This is a genomic window from Caballeronia glebae, assembly GCF_001545035.1.
Classification (GTDB): Bacteria; Pseudomonadota; Gammaproteobacteria; order Burkholderiales; family Burkholderiaceae; genus Caballeronia; species Caballeronia glebae.
Window position 1 is genome coordinate 104753 of record NZ_FCOJ02000005.1, and the last position, 21794, is coordinate 126546.

Sequence of the window (21794 nt, forward strand, 5' to 3'; positions counted from 1 at the left end):
GACCGCGCTATCGCCGATGCCCTCCGGGCTTCGCAAACCCGCAAACCGAGGACTTCCTCGGGAAATGGCGCATGCCTCGCCCATCTCGCCGCACCTATAATCGAACGATCGTTCGCTGGCCGGGCGCGCATGATCCGCGGAGAATGTCTTGCGTGCCGAATCGAGCGCCAGTTTCTAGAATGCCTTCAACGCTGCCCGGACATACTCAGGAGATTCGCGCCATGGCCCTGCCCGCCATCTTGCAGCACCTCACTTTGCCCGTCGTCGGCTCGCCGATGTTCATCGTCAGTTATCCGGAGCTCGTGCTTGCGCAATGCAAGGCGGGCATCGTCGGCTCGTTTCCGGCCCTGAACGCGCGTCCGCCCGGATTGCTCGACGAATGGCTCACGCAGATCCAGAGCGAACTCGCCGCGCACAAGGCCGCGAATCCCGATGCCGTCATCGGGCCGATCGCGGTCAATCAGATCGTTCATCAGTCGAATGCGCGGCTCGAACAGGACGTGCGCGTGTGCGTCGAACACGAGGTGCCGATCTTCATCACGAGCCTGCGCGCGCCGGTCAGGGAGATGATCGACGCCGTGCATTCGTATGGCGGCATCGTGCTGCACGACGTCATCAATCTGCGACACGCGCAAAAGGCGCTCGAAGCGGGCGTCGACGGCCTCATTCTCGTCGCCGCGGGCGCGGGCGGACACGCCGGAACGACCTCGCCGTTCGCGCTCGTCGGCGAAGTGCGGCGCATGTTCGACGGCCCGATCGTGCTGTCGGGCGCAATCGCCAATGGCGGCTCGATTCTCGCGGCGCAAGCAATGGGCGCGGACCTCGCCTACATGGGCACGCGCTTCATCGCGACGAAGGAAGCGCACGCGCCGGAGGACTACAAACGCGCGATCGTCGATGCGACCGCCGCCGACATCGTCTATACGAATCTCTTCACGGGCGTGCACGGCAATTACATTCGCGAGAGCATCGTCAATGCGGGGCTCGATCCGGACGCGCTTCCGATATCCGACAAAACCGCGATGAACTTCGCCGAAGGCACGAGCAAGGCGAAAGCGTGGAAGGACATCTGGGGCGCGGGCCAGGGCGTCGGGCTGATGGAAGACGTGCCGAGCGTCGCGGAACTGGTCGGGCGTCTGAAGCGCGAGTACGACGACGCGAAGGCGCGCCTCGCCATCGGCTGATCGTATTTCGATAGCTCAAAAAAACACCGCGCCGAAGCGCGGTGTTTTCGTTCTGGCATGACGCGCTGCTTAGAACTTCGCGCGGATGCCGACGCCGAACGTGTCGCCCGACGACAGGCTCGTGTACTTGTCGTTCAGGTACGCGGCATAGACGTCAGTGCGCTTCGACAGCGGATAGTCGTAGCCGAGCGCCCAGCTCTTGTGCGTCTGGTCGAGGCCGCCGTTGCTGCGCGAGTACGCGTAAGACGCCATCACCGTGCCCGGGCCGACCGGAATCGTCACGCCGCCTTGCCCGGTGTTGACGTGGAACGTGCCGGGGCCTTCGTAGTCGTTCTTCGTGTACATGTACTGCGCGAAGAACTTGACGTACTTCATGTCGTACGACGCGCCCAGTTGACCGACGCTCTGGCTCTTGTAGCCGGGCGTCGCGAAACCGTCGAGCGAAGTCAGATCGCCGGGCGTGTTGTTGAAGTTCACGTACTGATAGACGCCGGTCGCCGCGAACGGGCCGTGGAAGTACAGGAACTGCGCGCTGTACTTCTTCGAGCGGCCGTCGCCGGCGGTGTTGCCGAAGCTGTACATCACGCTGCCCGACAGACCATTGAAGTCAGGCGACGTGTACTGGACCGAGTTGTTCCAGCCCGAATCGCCGACCACGCCCTGATCCGTCCGATACGTCGGGAACGTGCCTGCGCCGAGGAACACGTGGTAGACCATCGGCGAGAAGACGTACGAATCGACGAACGGGTTGAAGAGAATCGTCGAGACGAAGAGCTGCGTCGTCAGCCGGCCGGCGGTGAACGTGCCGATCGGACCTTGAATGCCGACATACGAGTTGCGCGCGAAGAACGTGTCGCCCTGGAAGCGCCCGTACTGGCCGTTCTGCGCGCGGAAGAAGCTTTCCAACGTGAAGATGGCCTTGTAGCCGCCGCCCAGATCTTCGGCGCCCTTCAAGCCCCAGTACGACGTCGACATGCCGCCGCCGCTCACGTTCCATGCGCGATCGCTGCCGGGGAATTTCTGCGCGCCGACCCATTCGTCGACCTGTCCATACAGCGAAACGCTCGATTGCGCGTGTGCCGCGCCCGCGGCGAAGAGGCCGAGCATGGCCGCTGCGACCGCAGTGGCCTTGACCGTTGCTTTCACCGTAGTCGTCGCACGGTTGGTTGACTTCATGAACTCTCCTGTTCTTTGTCGAAAATTGAAATCTTTGGCGGGCGAGTTGCGTTGCGCTCGCCTCGTCTGACCGGCGTAACGGTTTAGTGGGCGAAGAGGCATCGCGTGTGGAGCGGCACCATCTTTACGGACCATTTTCCCGGTCAAAAATGTTTTTGGTTATTACGGGTATAGCGGTTCGGATACTTCGGGCCCGGGTCGACGGCTGGAAGACACGCTCGGTCTCGGGCGCGCGACGGCCGGTTCGAAAGCCGACTCGATGCGCAGCAAGTACGGGCGCGCCTCTTCAGGCGCCGAAAGGCGTTTGAAATAAGAAAACCGGACATTTCGCCGCACAGGGCGCATTGTCCTTGCGTGGAAAAAGGAGAGGAACGTCTGAAGGAAATTCGATGCGTAACTGTGGCGAGATTACGTCATCGTGGCGGCGAAACTAGACGCGCAGATAGTTTTTCGTTCCGGGCGACAGCGCGCGAAAAGTCGGCCAAGCTCAGGGAGACTGCGAGGAGGTCAGTTGCGGTAGTTCGCGTTCGCCGGCGCGCGGCCATCGTCCGCCGGACGGCCGGGCGGGCGAGGCAGGCTGCGCTCTTCGTTGTAGCGCGTGATGTCGGCGCGAATGGAGCCAGCGCCACGCAGCGGCACCGCTTGCTCGACGCGCGGGCCGGGGCGCACCTCGGCGCTCACGGGCGTCAAGCCGTCTTTCGCGGCGACCGGCGTGTAGTGCAGGGATTGCCTGCTGGCGCCGGAATCGCTGAACACCGCCGACGACAGCCACTCGGCGCGCGGCCCGGCAAGCGCGAGCGAACCCGCCACCGCGAGCGCGCCGAGCGCTGCGAATGCGAAAAGCCGGGTAGTCTTGCGAATGCCAATGAGCGCCATGTCGAAACAGCCTGCGTCCGACCGATATTCCTGCCCGTGCCTCGAAAGGGGATACCTTCGATTCAGGCGGACAACCGGTCGTAGTCGGAACATTCGAGCCTGGCATCGAGCGATGCGAAAACCCGCCAACCGGTGTATCCAACAATTTATTTCGCGGCGCGGCGGCAGTCGAGCCAAAAAGTGTTAGGCCTGGTCGATGGTTGTAACACCATGTTACGTCGGAGTTTTTCGGCCTCGCCGACCATTTCGGACGCCAAAACATATGATGAAAAAATGTGCTGGACAGACGATTTTGTCAACGGCGAAATCGACTGAGTCGCGGCCCGATTGTTGCTCGCGTGGGTATCCGGCCTTCCGTACGCATCGAGCCGTTTCATGCTGGTTAGTCATCAATCGATCCAGTAAATGAATTTGCCAATTTAATCGGGGGCGAGCGAAAATCATGGTTTTTCCTGACTTGACGCCAAAAACGCCGAGCACCACGCCCGGCGTGTCCAGGTACGAGATTCTTTGATGGCACGGCCCAAACTTCTTCCCGACAACTTCACGCTGGCGCTCGTCGGCACTGTCATCATCGCCAGCTTTCTGCCGTGCCGCGGCAGCGCGGCGGTAGCGTTCAACTGGATCACCAATGTCGCGATCGGATTGCTCTTCTTCCTGCACGGAGCAAAGCTTTCCCGTGAGGCGATCATTGCCGGCGCGACGCACTGGCGACTGCATCTCGTCGTGCTGCTCAGCACCTTCGCACTCTTTCCGCTGCTCGGGCTCGCGCTCAAGCCGGTGCTCTTGCCGCTCGTCACGCCAGCGCTCTACACCGGCATCTTGTTTCTCTGCACGCTGCCGTCCACCGTGCAGTCGTCGATCGCCTTCACGTCCATGGCGAAGGGCAACGTGCCGGCCGCCGTGTGCAGCGCCTCCGCGTCGAGCCTGCTCGGAATTTTCATCACGCCGGCGCTCGTCGGGCTCGTCGTGAGCAATCACGGCGCGACGACCGGCTCGCCGTGGCACACCGTGGGCAATATCACGCTGCAACTGCTCGTGCCGTTCATTGCCGGGCAATTGTTGCGGCCGGCCATCGGCAAATGGATCGACAAGCATCGCGCGCTGCTCAAGTTCGTCGATCAGGGCTCGATTCTGCTCGTCGTGTACGTCGCGTTCAGCGAAGCCGTGAACGAAGGCATCTGGCACTCGATTTCGCTGGCGACGCTCGCGGGGCTGCTGGCGGTCAATATCCTGTTGCTGGCGGCGGCGCTTTTCATCACGGCGTTCACGGCCAAGCGCCTCGGCTTTTCTCGCGCGGACCAGATCACGATCATCTTCTGCGGCTCGAAGAAGAGTCTCGCCTCCGGAATCCCGATGGCGAAGGTGATCTTCGCGTCGCATGCGGTCGGCGCGGTGGTGCTGCCGCTCATGCTTTTCCACCAGATTCAACTGATGGTGTGCGCGGTGCTCGCGCAGCGCTGGGGCGCACGTAAGACCGCGCCCGAAGCAGCGCGCGAGACCAAGAGTGTCGGTGCGCCCGCGCGCCGCTGATCCGCGCCTGTTCGCAAGCGGCGTCCGCTGCTTCATCGTGTTCGATCCTTTTCCAGAAGGCTGCCCGATGCGCCTTTTGCGTCATTTGAACCCAGCCGCGCGCCATGGTCCATTCGACCGGATGGCATAGGCCGAAAAAGCTGACTTCTCGCATCGAACCTCGAAAACGCCTGCCTCGCGTCCGGCATTTCGGCCTACGCCTTTCGGCTGAATGGTGTTCGGGCATGTCCCTTGCCACACTCTTGTCCAAGAACGGGCAGAAACGGACAGGACACGCCATGCGAACACAACCCATCAATCTTCGGCGACGGAAGGAACGATGAATTACGTCGAACATCACGAAACGGCATCCGCCTTGCACGACTTTCTCGGCGCGTTGCCATTTCATCGGGGCAGCGCCGAAGACGCGGGCCGCGCGCTGCGCGCCCTGATCGACGCCGGTCTGGACCGCCTGCCCTTGCCGGGCTCCGGCAACACGGCCCGGCGCTGGCGCGCGCTGGGCGCGGTCGCAGCCTTCGACCTTTCGCTCGTCAAGCTCTACGAAGGCCATACGGACGCGCTCGCGATCCTCTCCGAACTCGGCGGCACGCAACCCGACGACGGCAGCGCGTGGGCTGTCTGGGCTGCCGAACCGCCAAACGCGCGGCTCTCGGCACTCGGCGAGGTCGGCTCGCAGAACGTGCTCCTACAGGGCACGAAGGCATGGTGCTCCGGCGCCGCATCGGTCACGCATGCGCTCGTAAGCGCGTGGAATGAGCGTGATGAGCCGGTGCTCGCCGCCGTCGATCTGCGGCAGAACGGCGTGCAGATCACCGATGCCGGCTGGCAAGCGGTCGGCATGAAGGCGAGCGCGAGCGTCGAAGTGCGCTTCGAGCATGTGGCCGCGCGGCTCGTCGGTGCGCCGCGCCGGTATCTGGAGCGGCCCGGCTTCTGGCAAGGCGGCGCGGGCATTGCCGCGTGCTGGTTCGGCGCGGCGGCGGGCATCGCGGCATTCGTCGCGCGTGACGCGAAGCATCGGGCCGGGCCGCACAAGCTCGCGCATCTCGGCGCGATCGACACGGCCTTGTCCGCCACGGCCGCATTGCTGCGCGAGACGGCGGCGTTCATCGACCGAGAACCGCACGCCGACGCCATGACGCCGACGATGCGCGCGCGCCTGGCGGCGGAACATGCCGCGACGCTGGTGGTGGAGCGCGCCGGTCGCGCGCTTGGCGCCGCCCCGCTGTGCCGCGACGCGCACTTCGCGCAACTCATGGCCGATCTGCCAGTATTCATTCGACAAAGCCACGCCGAGCGCGACGAAGCATCGCTCGCCGAGCGCGTCATAGAGGAGGGACGGACTTCATGGCAAGTGTGACAACGCGAGCGCCAACCGACGAAACGGCCATCGATCGCGCCATACGCGGCGAAGGCACGCCCGAAGCAGCATGGCAGGGATGGGCGCGTCTGAACGCGCTGCCCGAAGTCGATCCGGCGGAACTCGTACCGCTCGGCCGGCGGGCTGTCGTCGTTGCGCCCCACCCCGACGATGAAGTCCTCGGCACTGGCGGCCTGCTTGCTCGTCTCTCCGAAATCAGCAGGCACATCCTCATCATCGCCGTGACGGACGGTACCGCGAGTCACCCGGACTCGTCCGAATGGCCTCCCGAGCGACTCGCACGCGTGCGTCCGCAAGAAACGAGGGCGGCGCTGCAACGGCTGCGTCTGCGTCAGGCCCAGGTGGTCCGGCTCGGCCTTCAGGATGGCGACGCCGACCGCATCGAAACTAACTTGTCAGGAGCCCTAGCGGAATATCTTCAACCAGACGATATAGTTTTCACCACATGGCGCTATGATGGTCATCCCGACCACGAGGCGGCCGGGCGCGCCGTTCATTCCGCGGCACAAGCGCTCGACCTGCCCTGCGTGGAGGTGCCGCTCTGGACCTGGCACTGGGCGTCGCCGGACGATACGCGCGTGCCATGGAGCCGTGCTCGCCGCATCGTCCTGGACGGCGCCACGCATGCCCGGAAGCTTCGGGCCGTGCAGGCATTTCGGAGCCAACTCGACCCCGATGCCACGACCGGACAGGCCCCAGTACTGCCCGCGCATGTACTGGCAAGGCTGACCCGGCCTTTCGAAGTCGTACTTATATGAACTACACCAACAACAATACTAAGCAGTACTTCGATAATCTGTATCGAGGCGACGACGATCCCTGGGCGATCAGGCATCGCTGGTATGAACGGCGCAAGCGCGCCCTTCTGCTCGCCGCGCTCCCGCATGAACGCTATACGCGCGCGTTCGAGCCGGGCTGCGGCAACGGCGAGCTGACCGCCCTGCTCGCGCCACGCTGCGACGAACTCATCGCAACTGACATCGCCGAGGACGCGGTCGCGCTCACGCGGCAGCGCGTCGCGCAATGCCAGAACGTGAAAGTCGAGCAGATGCTGCTGCCGGACTGCTGGCCAAGCGGCAAGCTGGATCTCGTCGTGATCAGCGAGATCGGTTATTACCTCGACGAGCCGCAGCTATGGCATATCGTCGAACACGTACATGAGACCTTGTCGCAGGACGGCGCTGTCGTCGCGTGTCACTGGCGTCGGCCGATCGAAGGCTGGAGCGAGAACGGCGATGAGGTGCACGCAATGCTGCGCGGCCGCATGAGTTTGCCGCTGCTGAGCCACTATTGGGACGACGATCTGATCATCGACGTCTGGACACGCGATAAACGCTCGATCCACGATCGCGAAAATTCAAAATAGTGTTTTCGTCTTTTTTACTAAACAAATAAATCGCCTGGAACTCCATATATAACAATGTTCTAGTGGTTTTCTCCAGTCTCCTTGACGCCACTTTTCATGGCTTTTTACTATACTATCGCCTCGAACAAGTGAACTGACCCGACGCGCTGAACACCGCGTCGGGAAGAAGCGGAGACAGAGAACACCACGATGGCCACCACCATTCGCGATGTCGCGCGCGCGGCAAGCGTCTCGATCGGGACAGTTTCGCGCGCGCTCAAGAATCAACCGGGCTTGTCCGAGGCGACGCGCGTACGCGTCGTCGAAATCGCGCAGCAGCTCGGCTACGACTCGGCGCAGTTGCGCACGCGCATTCGTCGCGTGACCTTTCTGCTGCATCGGCAGCACAACAATTTCTCCGTCAGCCCGTTTTTCTCGCACGTGCTGAACGGCTTCGAGGAAGCGTGCCGCGAGCGGCGGCTCGTGCCGTCCGTGCTCACCGCCGGCCCGACACACGATCTCGCGCAGCAGATGCGCCTGCACGCGCCCGACGCCATCGCGGTTGCGGGCTTCGTCGAACCGGAACTGCTCGCGCATCTGCATTCGCTCGCGCGGCCCACCGTGCTGATCGATCTGCGCGCGCCGGGATTTCGCTCGGTCAATATCGACAACGTGAAAGGCGCGTCGCTCGCGATGCAGCATCTGTTCGCGCAAGGACGGCGGCGCATCGCGTTCATCGGTGGATCGCTTGCGCATTACAGCATCGCGCAACGGGCGCTCGGCTATCGGAAAGCGTATTTCGATGCCGGCCAGCTTTTCGATCCGACGCTCGAAATCACGACGCAGCCGGGCCTCTCCGCCGATCTCGCCGCCGCCGACGCGATGGAACGCCTGATCGCCGACGCCCGCGCGCAATCCAGTCCCCTGCCCGACGCCGTTTTCGCCTATAACGATGCAGCGGCCCTTGCCGCGATGCGCGTCTGTCTCGCGCACGGATTGCGCGTGCCGGACGACATCGCGTTCGTCGGTTTCGACGACATTCCGGCCGCCGCGCAAAGCACGCCGCCGCTCTCGACCGTGACCGTCGACAAGGAAGCGCTCGGTCGCCGCGGCGTCGAGTTGCTGTTGGAAGATCAATCGAGCCCGCCGAGCCAGGCCGACACGCTCGTCGCCGTCAATTTCGTTGCTCGCGCGAGCTCGGGCACGAAACAGGACATCAGCACGCCATGAACATGACTGCCTCACCTGCCATCGCGGAACCGGCGCCAGCCGAACGCGCGATCGATTTCCGCAGCCGCGACTTCCTGCTCGCCCACGTGCGCGACACGCTCGCGTTCTACGCGCCCAACGCGCGCGATCCGTCCGGCGGTTTCTTTCATTTCTTCAAGGACGACGGCAGCGTCTATGACCGCACGACGCGCCATCTCGTCAGCAGCACGCGCTTCGTCTTCAATTACGCGATGGCGTTCCGCCACTTCGGCGACGCCCGTTTTCAGGACGACGCGCGCCACGCTTTTCTGTTCCTGCGCGACGCGCACTGGGACGCCGTGAACCAGGGTTATGACTGGGAAATCGAGTGGCGCGACGGCCAGAAGCGCACGCTCGACGGCACGCGTCACTGCTACGGGCTGGCTTTCGTGCTGCTCGCGTGCGCTCACGCGGCCATGGCGGGCATCGACGAAGCCCGGCCGATGATCGACGAAACCTTTGCGCTGCTGGAAAAGCGTTTCTGGGATGCCGACGCCGGTCTCTACGCCGACGAAGCCACGCCCGACTGGCAGCTTTCGGACTATCGCGGGCAGAACGCGAACATGCACGCGACCGAAGCGCTGCTCGCGGCGTACGAGGCGACGGGTCACGTCATCTATCTGGATCGCGCGGAAAAGATCGCGGGCAACATCACGCTGCGGCAGGCGAAGCTGTCGCACGCAATGGTGTGGGAGCATTTTCATCGCGACTGGTCGGTCGACTGGCACTACAACGAATCGGACAGTTCGAACATCTTCCGCCCGTGGGGATTTCAGCCCGGCCATCAGACCGAATGGGCGAAGCTGCTGCTGATTCTAGAACGGCATCGCGCGCTGCCGTGGCTCGCGCCGCGCGCCGCCGAACTGTTCGACGCCGGTTTCAACCGCGCGTGGGACAGCCGTCACGGCGGCCTCTACTACGGTTTCGGACCGGACGGCACCATCTGCGACCACGACAAATACTTCTGGGTGCAGGCGGAAAGCTTCGCGGCGGCGGCGCTCCTCGGCGCGCGCACGGGGCGCGAGCGTTTCTGGGACTGCTACGACGAACTCTGGCGCTATAGCTGGGAACACTTCGTCGATCACGAATACGGCGCGTGGTATCGCATTCTCACGTGCGACAACCGCAAGTACGGCGACGAGAAAAGTCCCGCCGGCAAGACCGACTATCACACGATGGGCGCGTGCTACGAAGTGCTGAATGCCCTGGCCCCGAACCCGAATTCGACCTCGAATTCGACCTCGACTCAACGGTGACGCGAATGGCAAGCGTGCAAACTCCCTTCCCGCAATTCGTTTCGGCGGGCGACATTCTCACCGACATGATCCGCACGGACGTGTCGAGCTGGCTCTCGCGTCCGGGCGGCGCGGGCTGGAACGTCGCGCGCGCGGTCGCGCGGCTCGGCCTGCCGACGGCGTGCGCCGGTTCGCTCGGCACGGACAATTTCTCGGATGACCTGTGGAACGCGAGCGTCGCGTCGGGTCTCGACATGCGCTTCATGCAGCGCGTGGAGCGTCCGCCCTTGCTCGCGATCGTCCACAAGACGCAGCCGCCCACTTACTACTTCATGGGCGAGAACGGCGCGGATCTCGCGTTCGATCCGTCGCGGCTGCCGCAAGGCTGGATGGAGCGCGTGAAGTGGGCGCATTTCGGCTGCATCAGTCTCGTGCGTCAGCCGCTCGGGGCGACGCTCGCCGCGCTCGCCCGGCAATTGCGCGAGCACGGCGTGAAGATCAGCTTCGATCCGAACTATCGCAATCTGATGGAGCACGGCTACGAGCCGATCCTGCGCAACATGGCGAGCCTCGCCGATCTCATCAAGGTGTCGGACGAAGACCTGCACATGCTCTTCAAGGGCATGCCCGAAGCGGACGCGCTCGCGAAAATCCGCGCGATGAACACGCAGGCCACCGTGCTCGTCACGCGCGGCTCCTCGGAGGCCACGCTCTACGCCGGCGACGAGCAATACAGCGCGCGCCCGCCGAGCGTCGAAGTGGCGGATACGGTCGGCGCGGGCGATGCGTCCATCGGCGGATTGCTCTATAGCCTGATGGCGCGTCACGGCGAATGGCCCGATCATCTGAAGTTTGCGCTCGCGGCGGGCGCGGCGGCGTGCCGTCATTCGGGCGCGCATTCGCCTTCGCTGGAAGAGGTCGAGGCGTTGCTCGCGTAAGCGTCGCACGCGTTACATATCAGCGTGCTAGCATGGGTTCGTCCTTGCCTGGAGGCGAATCCACATGGAAGACACCACCTACACGAAAGGCATTTATACCGCGACGATCGGCGTGCGCGCCATCGACGGCGGGCAGTTCCAGGGCCTCGTCTCGCTCACACGCGACGACGGCGAGGATACCGAAGCGACGCTCTACGAAGTCGAAGCCGCGTCGGGCAACGAAGAAGAAGCGCTCAACGAGGCGCGCGCGCTCGCGCACCGCATCCTCGGGGAAATCGAACTATAGCCAGGCGGCGCTTGGCGTTCGGGTTGCGCGACGCCTTTCGGCTGCATCGGAGGACATCATGCCGGAGCAGATCTTCCTATACGGCGTCTACGCCATCCACGTGAGGCCCGTCGAGCTTCAGGGCGCGCGCTGGGACGCGGAGTACGAGATCCGTCATCACGACAAGGCGGTGCAGGCGTGGACGACCGTCGGCGGCGATGACGGTCTCGCCGACAAGGCCGAAGCCGTCGAGCTGGCGCATCGGCGCGCGGTATCCGACATCGAAGCCGGCGCGGGCATTCCGAAGCCGCGCGCCTTTCCTTAATGCTCTCTCGCTGAATGCGCGACGCCCGCGTGCGCATTCAGCGCCAGCCGCTCGGCCTCGCGACGATCGATCGCTGACGCGCGTTCGTAGCCCTCGCGCGCGAGCGAGCGCTCGACGTAATCGAAGAGCACGCCCTGCGGCTCGATCAGCTTCGCCTTGAACGCGATCTGCAGCGTGCTCGCCGCGAGAATGTCGGCGGCGGTGAACTGCTCGCCCAGCAGCCACTCGCCTTCTTCCAGCGCGTTTTCGATCGCGTGTTCGACGCGCGAAAGATCGCCCCATCCGAAACTCACCGTGTTGCCTTGCGCGCAGGTCACGCGCTCGGCCATCGCGGGTTCGAGACACGATCCGGTGAAAAACATCCATTGCAGGAAGCGGCCGCGCGAAGGATCGGAGAGCGGCACGCCGAGCGCGGTTTCCGGATAGCGATCCGCGAGATACAGCAGCACCGCGCCCGATTCGGCGACGCGCACGCTGCCGTCTTCCAGCGCGGGCAGCTTCGACATCGGATTGACGCGGCGAAAGTTCGGGTCGTTCTGTGCGCCCGCGCGAATGTTCACGAACGCCAGTTCATACGGCACGCGCATTTCTTCGAGCATCCACAGCGCGCGGAAGGCGCGCGTCTTCGGCCAGTAGAAGAGCTTCATCGGCGGGAATTTCGGTGGCTTTCGAGGCATTCAGGTTAGTCCCAAATCGACGCGGATCGCGCGGTGCATCGCCCCGGGGTTTACGCGTAGGCGCGCCGGATCGAGAAAATTCCTCTCGATCATCTCGAAATCAAGGCGGTTGTTTCTGGATGCGCGCGGAATCCGCACGAGTGCGCAAAAACATTCCGCATTTGTCGGCAAAGAATGTCGCATTGCCTCACATACAAAAATTGACCGGAGATTCCATGAACGCGCGCGTTCCCGCCGATGCATTTTTTCCTCCCGTGCTGTCCGACTATCAACTCGGCGACAACCTGAGCGCCACCAAGGGCCGAATCTTTCTCACGGGCACGCAGGCGCTCGTGCGCCTCGTATTGATGCAGCGCGAACTGGATCGCGCCGCGAAGCTGAACACCGCCGGCTTCGTAAGCGGCTATCGCGGCTCGCCGCTCGGCATGGTCGATCAGCAATTGTGGAAGGCGAAGAAACTGCTCGCGTCGCACGATGTGCGCTTCTTGCCCGCGATCAACGAGGAACTCGGCGGCACCGCCGTGCTCGGCACGCAGCGCGTGGAGTCGGACGCGGAACGCACCGTCGATGGCGTGTTCGCGATGTGGTACGGCAAAGGCCCGGGCGTGGATCGCGCGGGCGATGCGCTCAAGCACGGCAATGCCTACGGCTCGTCGCCGCACGGCGGCGTGCTGGTCGTCGCGGGCGATGACCACGGCTGCGTGTCCTCGTCGATGCCGCATCAGAGCGACCAGACGATGATCTCGTGGCACATGCCGGTGGTGAATCCGTCGAACGTCGCGGACATGCTGGAGTTCGGTATCTACGGCTGGGCGCTGTCGCGCTTTTCGGGCGCGTGGATCGGCTTCAAGGCGATTTCCGAGACCGTCGAATCCGGTTCGACCGTCGATCTCGACGCCATTCGCACGAACTGGCAAGCGCCCGACGAAGGGTTCACGCCGCCGGCGGGCGGCCTGCACAACCGCTGGCCCGATCTGCCGAGCCTCACGATCGAAGCGCGTCTCGCCGCGAAGATCGACGCCGTGCGCCACTTCGCGCGCGTGAACAGCATCGACAAATGGATCGCGCCGAGCCCGCGCGCGAACGTCGGCATCGTGACGTGCGGCAAGGCGCATCTCGATTTGATGGAAGCGCTGCGCCGCCTCGATCTCACCGTCGCCGATCTCGATGCCGCCGGCGTGCGCATCTACAAGGTCGGGCTGTCGTATCCGCTCGAAACGACGCGGCTGGAAACGTTCGTCGATGGCCTCTCCGAAGTGCTCGTGATCGAGGAAAAAGGGCCGGTCATCGAGCAGCAGATCAAAGATCATTTGTACAACCGCGTCGACGGCGCGCGTCCGATCGTGATCGGCAAGAACGCCCGCGACGGCGCGCAGCTACTTTCCGCGCTCGGCGAATTGCGTCCGTCGCGCGTGCTGCCGGTGTTCGCGGACTGGCTCGCGCGTCACAAGCCGGCGCTCGATCGCCGCGACAAGGTGGTCGATCTCGTCGCGCCGCGCATCCTCTCGAATGTCGCCGATGCCGTGAAGCGCACGCCCTATTTCTGCTCGGGCTGCCCGCACAATACGTCGACGAAAGTGCCGGAAGGTTCCGTCGCGCAGGCGGGCATCGGCTGTCACTTCATGGCGTCGTGGATGGAGCGCGACACCACCGGTTTGATCCAGATGGGCGGCGAAGGCGTCGACTGGGCTTCCCATTCGATGTTCACGAAAACGCCGCACGTCTTCCAGAATCTCGGCGACGGCACGTACTTTCATTCGGGCATTCTCGCGATTCGTCAGGCGGTCGCCGCGAAGACGAACATCACGTACAAGATTCTGTATAACGACGCCGTCGCGATGACGGGCGGCCAGCCCGTCGACGGCAGTATTTCCGTGCCGCAGATCGCGCGGCAGGTTGAAGCGGAAGGCATCGCGCTGCTCGTGGTCGTGAGCGACGAGCCGGAGAAATACATCGGTCACGAAGATCAGTTTCCGCGCGGCACGACGTTTCATCATCGCGGCGAACTGGACGACGTGCAGCGCCGTCTGCGCGATACGCCGGGCGTCACCGTGCTGATCTACGATCAGACGTGCGCCGCCGAGAAGCGCCGTCGCCGCAAGAAAGGCGAGTTTCCCGATCCGGACAAGCGTCTCTTCATCAACGAAGCCGTGTGCGAAGGCTGCGGCGATTGCGGCGTGCAGTCGAATTGCCTGTCCGTCGAGCCGGTCGAAACGGAACTGGGACGCAAGCGCCGCATCGATCAGTCGTCGTGCAACAAGGATTATTCCTGCGTGAACGGCTTCTGTCCGAGCTTCGTCACGGTCGAAGGCGCGAAGCTCAAGAAGGCCGAAGGCCACGCGTTCGATCCCGCCGAACTCGCGCGCCGCGTCGATGCGCTGCCGCCGCCGCAAGGTCGGCTCGACAACGCGCCGTACGACATCCTCGTGACGGGCGTCGGCGGCACGGGCGTCGTGACGGTCGGCGCGCTCATCAGCATGGCGGCGCATCTGGAAGGCAAAAGCGCGTCGGTGCTCGATTTCATGGGCTTCGCGCAGAAAGGCGGCTCGGTGCTGTCGTTCGTGCGTTTCGCCGCAACGGACGCGCTGCTCAATCAGGTGCGCATCGACACGCAGCAGGCGGATTTGCTGCTCGCGTGCGACATGGTCGTCGGCGCGAGCCCGGAAGCGCTGCAAACGGTGCGGCACGATCGCACGAAGATCGTCGTGAACACGCACGCGATTCCGAACGCGAGTTTCGTGCAGAACCCCGAGGCGAATCTTCATGCGGATGCGTTGCTCGACAAAATGCGTCACGCGGCCGGCCCCGGCGCGCACGACGCCATGCGCAGTTGCGACGCGCAGGCGCTGGCGCAGCGTTTTCTCGGCGATACCATCGGCGCGAACATTCTGATGCTCGGCTTCGCGTGGCAACTCGGCCTCGTGCCGCTGTCGCTCGCGGCGCTGATGCGGGCGATCGAGCTGAACAACGTCGCGGTCGCGGCGAACAAGCTGGCGTTTTCCATCGGCCGTCTCGCGGCGGTTGACATGGCCGCACTCGAAGCGCTGACGGCCCAGGTACTGGCCAAGCGCGTCACGATGGATCAGATGTCGTTGCCGGAACTGATCCGCGATCGCGAGGAACGTCTGCTCGCGTATGGCGGCGCGAAGTATGTCGCGCGTTATCGCAAGCTGGTGAACGCGGCGGCGGGCAACGAGGCCATCGCGCGCGCCATCGCGATTTCGTTCTACAAGCTGCTCGCCGTGAAGGACGAATACGAAGTCGCGCGCCTGCACGCGGACCCGGCGTTCCGCGCCGCGCTCGGCGCGCAGTTCGAAGGCGCGGCGGGCGAAAGCTATACGGTGAAGTTCAACCTCGCGCCGCCCGCGCTATCGCATGGCGCGCCGAAGAAGAAGGTCTTCGGCCAGTGGATGTGGCCCGTGCTCGGCGGTCTCGCAAAAATTCGCGCGCTGCGCGGCACGGCGCTCGACGTCTTCGGCAAGACGCTCGAACGGCGCATGGAGCGCCAGCTCGCCGACGACTTCGAGATCACGATGACGCGCGCTTTGGCCCAGATGAACCCCGGCCGCGCGAACGACGTGCAGGCGCTCGCCGCGCTGTTCGAACGCGTGCGCGGCTACGGTCACGTGAAGCTCGCGAACGTCGCGATGGTCAAGCGCGGCGAACGCGACATCGCGGCGCGCATCGGTATCGAAGCGGCGACGGGCGATGCGGTGCGCGCCTCCATCGATTCGATGAAGGGCGCGGCATCGCTGAAGGGGATTCCGGTCGTGGTCGCGAAGTAGCGCGTCGCGATCAGTCGGCGGCGTCGTCGGGCAACCAGTCGACGTCGCCGCACAGCACGCAGCGCTTGCCCTGCGCGCGCGTTTCCACGGAGAGCGTGACGCACGGCATCGCCTCGTTGATCGACAGATACGGCTTCGTCACATGCACGCGTTCGGGATCGCCGAGCGCCGCGCGGAAATACGGACGGCGCAGCCAGTTCGCGCCCTGCGCGTCGATGAGCGGCAGAAAGCGCGCCTCGTGCGCGGCGCGGTCGGCGCGCAGCACGACGTTGCGGCCGGCCTGCCTGCCGTTCTGATCGAGCAGGAAGCAGCGCGCGGCGTTATCGAGCGCGAGGAAATTCCAGCACACTTCTTCGAGCGGCTCGCCCGCCGCGAGCCGCTCGGCCGCACGCTCGAACGCGCGGATATACGGCTGAAGCCGCGTCGCCACGCGCCGTTCGCGTGCTTCGGTCTGCAACCGGTAACGCTCGGTCAGTTCGCCGATCACGTTCTGCGCGTGCACGCTGTCCGCGAGACCGGGATGCGGCCGCGCGAAGAAAAAGCCCTGCACGAAATCCGCGCCGCTCGCGAGCGCGAGTTGCGCTTCGTGCTCGGTCTCGACGCCTTCGATCAGCACGAGCTTGCCCGCCTCGTGCAGCAGCGACACGATCCCCGACAGCACCGCTTCCATGTTCTGCCGCTGCTTGAGCGAGCGCGCGGACAGCGGCGCGTGCACGTTATGGCCGGCGTGCGAAAGCATCACGCGGTCGAGTTTGACGATGTCCGGATCGAGCTGCCAGATGCGCTCGATATTCGTGTGGCCCGCGCCGAAATCGTCGAGCGCGATGAGAAAACCGTGATCGCGAAACTGCTGCACCGTGAGCGCGAGCCGCTCGATATCTTCCGCGCTCTGCTCCAGCACTTCCAGCACGACGCGGCGCGGTTCCAGGTTCAGGCGCTTCAGATTCGCGAGCAACGCGGCCGCGTGATACGGCTCGGTCAGCGCGCCCGGATGCACGTTGAGAAAGAGCCATTCGTCTTTCGCGCCGAGCATCTTGAAGTTTTCGAGATGCAGCGCCTGCGCGAGCCGGTCGATCTGCAACGCTTCGCCGACGCGCGATGCCTGCCCGAACACATCGAGCGGCGATACCGGGCGATCGAGCGCATCGTGCGCGCGCAACAAGCCCTCGTATCCGACCGCGCGCATGTGCGACAAACTGAAAACCGGCTGAAAGACGCTCGATAGCGTCCACTCGCCATGTTCGACCGAATAGCGATCGAAGCCCGATGTCACGCCTAGCTCGAAGCTGCGCGCGGAAACCGTCGTCTTCTCGGGATTTGCGATCATCATGCCGATACCCTCGCCCGAGCGCCCCGGCGAATCGCGCTCGATTGCTTCATGCTCCGCGGACCCGCGCCGGACCCGTGCCATACCGTTTTCATAAGAACCGCCCTCGGTGATCTCGCCGGGAGTCTCTCCGTCCCGTGGCTTTCGGTAAAGCAAGCTCCATGCGCAGAGCGCGCTGCGCCCAGCCGGTCTTTTGCGTCCCGCGTGCACCGCCGACAGGCGATTCCACGTGCATGCGCACCGTCATGGTGCGATAAGCCGAAGCCGCCATCGCTGCCTCCTTAGCACACACGGGCTAAACTTTCGGCTCCTCGAATCAATGCTAGACGCCGTGTGCGCCGGCCGCTCGCGCCCGTCGCGCGCCGTCGTGCAGTAGCGCACACATGGAAATCACTTTCACCGTCCTCATTCTTTTGCTGGCTGTCGCGCTCTCGGGACTCGGCGTGAGCCTGCTTCCGTTCAAGCTGCCGCTGCCGCTCATCCAGATCGCGATCGGCGCGTGCCTTGCGTGGCCGGGCTTCGCGCTACATGTCACGTTCGATCCCGAGCTTTTCATGTTGCTGTTCATCCCGCCGCTGCTTTTCGCGGACGGCTGGCGCATTCCGAAGCGCGAGCTCTACATGCAGCGCCGCGCGATCCTGATGCTCGCGCTCGGGCTCGTGTTCATCACCGTCGGCGCGCTCGGCTACTTCCTGCACGCGATGATTCCGGCGATGCCGCTGCCCATCGCCTTCGCGCTAGCTGCCGTGCTCTCGCCGACCGACGCCGTCGCGCTGACGGGCATCGCCGGACGCAACCGGATTCCCGCGAACCTGATGCACATTCTCGAAGGCGAAGCGTTGATGAACGACGCGTCGGGCCTCGTCGCGCTGAAGTTCGCGATCGCGGCCGCGCTGACGGGCGTGTTCTCGCTGCGCGACGCGACGATCAGTTTTTTCATCATCGCGGCGGGCGGCCTCGTGATCGGCGCGGCGATCAGTTGGGCCGTGACCGAGATTCCCTCGCGTCTGCTGAAATTTTCCGACGACGACGATCCCGCGGCGGGCGTCATTCTCACGATTCTGATTCCGTTCGCGGCCTATGTCGTGGCCGAGCATGTGGGCTGCTCGGGAATTCTGGCGGCGGTTTCGGCGGGCATGATGATGAACATCCAGAGCCTGCGCGAAGGTATTCCGAGCGCGGTGCGCGTGCGCATGACTAGCACCTGGACGATGATCGAGTTCGTCTTCAACGGCATGGTGTTCATCCTGCTCGGGCTGCAGTTTCCGCACATTCTCGGGCGGGCGCTGATCGAGGCGCATCACGACAGCAACGCGCAGGTCGGCCTGTTGATCGGCTATGTGTTCGCGACGTTGATCGCGCTTTACGCCTTACGCTTCGCGTGGGTGTATTCGCTGCGCTGGTTCGCGGCGCGCAAGACGGCCAAGCGCGGCCTCGACAGCGCCGCGCCCGGTTTTCGCACGCTCGCGCTGACGACCATCGGCGGCGTGCGCGGCGCCGTGACGCTCGCGGGCGTGCTGTCGCTGCCGGAAACGCTCGCCGGGCGCGATCTGGCGATTTTCATCGCATCGGCGGTGATTCTGGTGTCGCTGCTGATCGCGGTGGTCGGCTTGCCGCTGATGCTGCGCGGCATCGAGCGCGAGAAGAACCCGCACGCGGCGGAAGAGCGCGTGGCGCGTAGGCGCGCGGCGCAGGCCGCGATCCGCGCGATCGACGACACGCACGACGAACTCATCGAACAAATGGATGAAGCCGCGTCCGCGCGCTGCGCCGACTCGACCGCGCGCGTGATGGCCATGTATCGCAGACGGCTGGAATCGCTCGGCGATGAAGAAGCGCCGCGCAAGGCCGCGAAGAAAAGCGAAATGGTGGAGACGCGGCTCAAGATGGCCGCGTTGCGGGCCGAGCGGGCGGAATTGCTGAGGCTACGTTCCCTGCAGCACATCAACGATGAAACCTTGAACAAGCTGATGCGCGAGGTCGATCTTTCGGAGACCGCGATCGTGAACCGGAAGCGGGGAACGGGGGCGTGAGTGTGAGTGCGAGCCAAACGACGTCGGGCGCGCGGGTTGCCTCGCGCGCCCGAAGCTCGATCAGTTGAACGTGTAAGTGACGCCGACCGCGCCGCCAACATCCGGCGACGACAGCGTCGGCGACATCGTGAGGCCGCCATTGACCCGCCACACGCCATCGTTCGAGGTCCCGCCGATGCCGAGCGCGAGGCCCATCTGATTGTGATACCAGCCGGACGCAACGCCCGCCGAGATCTTGCCCGGACGGTCGTCATAGCGCAGACCGGCGATCGCGATGGCCGCGGCCGTGCCGCCGTACGACTTCTTGAGGTTGTCGTTCACCTGCGTCTGGAGGTTGTTCACCTGATTCTGAACGTGCCCGAGACCCGCGTTCATCTGGTTCACGTTGACGGCATCCGTCCCGTTCACGCCCGGCGCGACATTGGTGACGCGGCGCTCGTTGCCCGCCGAGCCGACCGACGCGGTGTTCGCCTCGTTCGCGACGGAGTTCGCGCCCAGCGCGACGGAATTGTCGGCGCTTGCATTTGAACCGCTGCCGATGGCCGTGCTCGACTGTCCCGACGCGGTGCTGCCCGTGCCGACCGCCGTGCTCGACTGTCCGGTCGCGACGCTCGCGCTGCCGACCGCGAGGGCGTCCGTGCCGGTGGCAACCGGTACCGTGTAGTTCGCCGGATTGCTGTCCACCCATGCCGTCGGGGTAATGGGCAGCACGTTCACGACCGCGGTGTTGATCGCTTGCGTGAGTTGCGCGACGTTGACCGCATCGGTCGCGTCCACGCCCTCAGCCACGTTGTGCAGCGAGACCGGCGCGTTTGCGTCCGCGCCGACCAGCGTGACGTCGTTCGAGACCGGCGCGCCATCGCCGAGACCGGTGGTGGGCGCATTCGCGCTCGAGTACTGAACCGGGGCGAAGCGCTGCAACGCGGTGAGCGCACCGCCGACGTCGCTGTACGTCTGGCCGTAGACGCCGTACATCGGCGCGCTCATTGCGCCCGTCGATGGATCGAAGGCCGCGCCGCCGCCCAGCGCCGTCGCGACGCCGCTACCAAACGTGTTCACCTTGAAGTCTTCCGCCGCGAGCGCGAGATTGGTCGCGTTCAGTTGCGAGCCGTTGACGGCGTCGGTGCTCGAAGCGCTGATGCGGCCCGCCGCGACGTTCGTCAGCGTGCGCTCTTCGCCCGCGCTGCCAATGCTCACGGTGCTCGTCGGCGCAGTGCCGCTGAAGCCGTAGGTCGCGCCGTTGATCTTGACGGATTTCGTCGCGACTGCCGCGGCCGCGGTGCTGTTCGCGCCGATCGCGACGTCGCCCGCATTGCTGGCCTGCGCGCCGGTGCCGAACGCGAGCGCGTTTTCCGCCCCGGCCGCGGCGTTCACGCCGAACGCGACCGCGGACGTCCCGGTGGACGACGCGCCGCTTCCGAACGCCAGGGCGTTTTCCGCCGAAGCGACCGATTGCGGGCCGAACGCCATCGAGTATTTGCCTGAGGCTTTCGCGCCCGAGGTGCCGTCGCCGCCAAATGCGAACGAGCCATAGCCCGACGCGTTCGACGAAGAACCGATCGACACCGAATAGTCGCCCGTCGCGGCCGTGCCGTTCTTGTAGGGATTGCCGCCGATGGCGATCGAGTTGGTGCCGCTCGCGGTTGCCATATCGCCAATGGCGACCTGCGAGCCCTGACCGCTCGCGTTGGCGTAAGGACCGATGGCTATCGGCGACGAACCCTTCTTCGAGGTCGAATCAGCGTGTGCGTTGGGGCCGAGGGCGACGCCGTGATTGGGATCGGCGCCCGGTTGCGTGTTGGCCGTAGCTCCGTTGCCTTCCACGATTTTTTGCTGCGCGTGGGCCGAGTTTGCAACGACCACGCCTCCTAGCGACAACAGCGCCACCACGATACGCGCAGCACGGCTAATCGCATTTTGATTCCACCGATACGACCTGAGCGCATCGACCCTCGGACGCAAGTTCTTTTTCATTTTCGAGCCTTTTGGCGGTTATTTAGGTTTCACCCGCGCGCCGTGTAAGTTTTCGGTGCGCGATTTATCTAAATTGGACTATATGGTTACTTCGTTATACGGACTAAATACAATGTCAATCTATATCGGCAACACAACTCATATGACGGAGCTATCTGTAAGAAGGCGAGACGTGTCCAGTTCAACTACGGGACTGTCTCGACGCGAGCACGAACGCGCGTCGGTGTTCGCCTCCCACCCGATCGCTACGACATTGTTGACGCCGCCGGGTGACGCTCGAAAACCTGTCTCCACATACTCATATTAATTTGCATTCCAGATTAATTATTCGCTGCTATCACCTCGCTACGACGTCATGAATCCGACGCCGAGCGCAGACTCTAGCGACAGCTTTTAAAACGCCATACCGGAAAAGTCCGAAAGACTTCGGCGAAATGCGGGCGAATAGTTGCCTGACGCGGCACACCGATGAGCCGCGTCAGTTGGTATCAGGAA

17 protein-coding genes are annotated in these 21794 nt (G+C 64.3%); 12 read left to right on the forward strand and 5 right to left on the reverse strand.

All coding sequences use genetic code 11. The features are described 5' to 3' along the window. Positions 1-221 precede the first annotated feature (221 nt). On the forward strand, positions 222-1184 hold the full coding sequence (locus AWB82_RS05230; protein ID WP_086966092.1) for an NAD(P)H-dependent flavin oxidoreductase: 963 nt from the start codon (positions 222-224) through the stop codon (positions 1182-1184). 69 nt (positions 1185-1253) lie between these two features. Here AWB82_RS05230 and AWB82_RS05235 read toward each other — a convergent pair whose 3' ends face one another. Then, entirely contained in the window at positions 1254-2360 is a 1107-nt protein-coding gene (locus AWB82_RS05235) for a porin (RefSeq protein ID WP_086966093.1), read from the reverse strand. A gap of 507 nt (positions 2361-2867) precedes the next feature. Continuing rightward, on the reverse strand, positions 2868-3236 hold the full coding sequence (locus AWB82_RS05240; RefSeq protein WP_086966094.1) for a hypothetical protein: 369 nt from the start codon (positions 3234-3236) through the stop codon (positions 2868-2870). Positions 3237-3749: 513 nt separating this feature from the next. Between AWB82_RS05240 and AWB82_RS05245 the strand changes: the two genes are divergently transcribed. From AWB82_RS05245 to AWB82_RS05285, 9 genes are all read left to right on the forward strand, one after another. Beyond that, positions 3750-4769 carry a bile acid:sodium symporter family protein gene (locus tag AWB82_RS05245; protein WP_086966095.1) on the forward strand — a complete coding sequence of 340 codons (1020 nt, stop codon included), beginning with the start codon at positions 3750-3752 and terminating at the stop codon, positions 4767-4769. Between the two features lie 319 nt (positions 4770-5088). Further along, on the forward strand, positions 5089-6126 hold the full coding sequence (locus AWB82_RS05250) for an acyl-CoA dehydrogenase (RefSeq protein WP_086966096.1): 1038 nt from the start codon (positions 5089-5091) through the stop codon (positions 6124-6126). Further along, entirely contained in the window at positions 6114-6905 is a 792-nt protein-coding gene (locus AWB82_RS05255) for a PIG-L deacetylase family protein (protein WP_086966097.1), read from the forward strand. Before AWB82_RS05250 ends, AWB82_RS05255 begins: the two co-directional genes overlap by 13 nt. Further along, the gene (locus AWB82_RS05260) at positions 6902-7513 is read left to right on the forward strand and encodes a class I SAM-dependent methyltransferase (protein WP_086966098.1); all 612 of its coding nucleotides are present in this window, start codon (positions 6902-6904) and stop codon (positions 7511-7513) included. Before AWB82_RS05255 ends, AWB82_RS05260 begins: the two co-directional genes overlap by 4 nt. 189 nt (positions 7514-7702) lie before the next feature. After that, entirely contained in the window at positions 7703-8722 is a 1020-nt protein-coding gene (locus tag AWB82_RS05265; protein ID WP_086966099.1) for a LacI family DNA-binding transcriptional regulator, read from the forward strand. Further along, positions 8719-9996 (forward strand): AGE family epimerase/isomerase, encoded by a 1278-nt coding sequence (locus AWB82_RS05270; protein ID WP_086966100.1) that lies wholly within the window; start codon positions 8719-8721, stop codon positions 9994-9996. Before AWB82_RS05265 ends, AWB82_RS05270 begins: the two co-directional genes overlap by 4 nt. 5 nt (positions 9997-10001) lie before the next feature. Continuing rightward, positions 10002-10913 (forward strand): carbohydrate kinase family protein, encoded by a 912-nt coding sequence (locus tag AWB82_RS05275; RefSeq protein ID WP_086966101.1) that lies wholly within the window; start codon positions 10002-10004, stop codon positions 10911-10913. A gap of 64 nt (positions 10914-10977) precedes the next feature. Beyond that, positions 10978-11199, forward strand: a complete 222-nt coding sequence (locus AWB82_RS05280; RefSeq protein ID WP_086966102.1) for a hypothetical protein — start codon at positions 10978-10980, stop codon at positions 11197-11199. 58 nt (positions 11200-11257) lie between these two features. Further along, on the forward strand, positions 11258-11503 hold the full coding sequence (locus tag AWB82_RS05285) for a hypothetical protein (protein ID WP_086966103.1): 246 nt from the start codon (positions 11258-11260) through the stop codon (positions 11501-11503). Here the strand turns inward: AWB82_RS05285 and AWB82_RS05290 are convergent. Further along, complete coding sequence (locus AWB82_RS05290; RefSeq protein ID WP_086966104.1) at positions 11500-12150, reverse strand: glutathione S-transferase family protein; 651 nt, start codon at positions 12148-12150, stop codon at positions 11500-11502. The genes AWB82_RS05285 and AWB82_RS05290 overlap by 4 nt on opposite strands. Before the next feature lie 245 nt (positions 12151-12395). On the opposite strand from AWB82_RS05290, the gene AWB82_RS05295 reads away from it, so the two are divergent. Next, positions 12396-15965, forward strand: a complete 3570-nt coding sequence (locus AWB82_RS05295) for an indolepyruvate ferredoxin oxidoreductase family protein (RefSeq protein ID WP_086966105.1) — start codon at positions 12396-12398, stop codon at positions 15963-15965. Between the two features lie 10 nt (positions 15966-15975). Here the strand turns inward: AWB82_RS05295 and AWB82_RS05300 are convergent, their stop codons facing one another. Then, the gene (locus AWB82_RS05300) at positions 15976-17295 is read right to left on the reverse strand and encodes an EAL domain-containing protein (protein WP_086966167.1); all 1320 of its coding nucleotides are present in this window, start codon (positions 17293-17295) and stop codon (positions 15976-15978) included. Between the two features lie 380 nt (positions 17296-17675). On the opposite strand from AWB82_RS05300, the gene AWB82_RS05305 reads away from it, so the two are divergent. Continuing rightward, positions 17676-19325, forward strand: coding sequence for a Na+/H+ antiporter (locus AWB82_RS05305; protein WP_086966106.1), 1650 nt, complete (start codon positions 17676-17678; stop codon positions 19323-19325). 60 nt (positions 19326-19385) lie between these two features. Here the strand turns inward: AWB82_RS05305 and AWB82_RS05310 are convergent, their stop codons facing one another. Next, complete coding sequence (locus AWB82_RS05310) at positions 19386-21149, reverse strand: YadA family autotransporter adhesin (protein ID WP_159462556.1); 1764 nt, start codon at positions 21147-21149, stop codon at positions 19386-19388. Positions 21150-21794 lie beyond the last annotated feature (645 nt).

Bases quoted from the DNA above. Each gene is read 5' to 3' on its own strand.
- AWB82_RS05230 (WP_086966092.1), top strand. From the start codon at position 222: ATGGCCCTGCCCGCCATCTTGCAGCACCTCACTTTGCCCGTCGTCGGC.
- AWB82_RS05235 (WP_086966093.1), bottom strand. From the start codon at position 2,360: ATGAAGTCAACCAACCGTGCGACGACTACGGTGAAAGCAACGGTCAAG.
- AWB82_RS05240 (WP_086966094.1), bottom strand. From the start codon at position 3,236: ATGGCGCTCATTGGCATTCGCAAGACTACCCGGCTTTTCGCATTCGCA.
- AWB82_RS05245 (WP_086966095.1), top strand. From the start codon at position 3,750: ATGGCACGGCCCAAACTTCTTCCCGACAACTTCACGCTGGCGCTCGTC.
- AWB82_RS05250 (WP_086966096.1), top strand. From the start codon at position 5,089: ATGAATTACGTCGAACATCACGAAACGGCATCCGCCTTGCACGACTTT.
- AWB82_RS05255 (WP_086966097.1), top strand. From the start codon at position 6,114: ATGGCAAGTGTGACAACGCGAGCGCCAACCGACGAAACGGCCATCGAT.
- AWB82_RS05260 (WP_086966098.1), top strand. From the start codon at position 6,902: ATGAACTACACCAACAACAATACTAAGCAGTACTTCGATAATCTGTAT.
- AWB82_RS05265 (WP_086966099.1), top strand. From the start codon at position 7,703: ATGGCCACCACCATTCGCGATGTCGCGCGCGCGGCAAGCGTCTCGATC.
- AWB82_RS05270 (WP_086966100.1), top strand. From the start codon at position 8,719: ATGAACATGACTGCCTCACCTGCCATCGCGGAACCGGCGCCAGCCGAA.
- AWB82_RS05275 (WP_086966101.1), top strand. From the start codon at position 10,002: ATGGCAAGCGTGCAAACTCCCTTCCCGCAATTCGTTTCGGCGGGCGAC.
- AWB82_RS05280 (WP_086966102.1), top strand. From the start codon at position 10,978: ATGGAAGACACCACCTACACGAAAGGCATTTATACCGCGACGATCGGC.
- AWB82_RS05285 (WP_086966103.1), top strand. From the start codon at position 11,258: ATGCCGGAGCAGATCTTCCTATACGGCGTCTACGCCATCCACGTGAGG.
- AWB82_RS05290 (WP_086966104.1), bottom strand. From the start codon at position 12,150: ATGAAGCTCTTCTACTGGCCGAAGACGCGCGCCTTCCGCGCGCTGTGG.
- AWB82_RS05295 (WP_086966105.1), top strand. From the start codon at position 12,396: ATGAACGCGCGCGTTCCCGCCGATGCATTTTTTCCTCCCGTGCTGTCC.
- AWB82_RS05300 (WP_086966167.1), bottom strand. From the start codon at position 17,295: ATGATGATCGCAAATCCCGAGAAGACGACGGTTTCCGCGCGCAGCTTC.
- AWB82_RS05305 (WP_086966106.1), top strand. From the start codon at position 17,676: ATGGAAATCACTTTCACCGTCCTCATTCTTTTGCTGGCTGTCGCGCTC.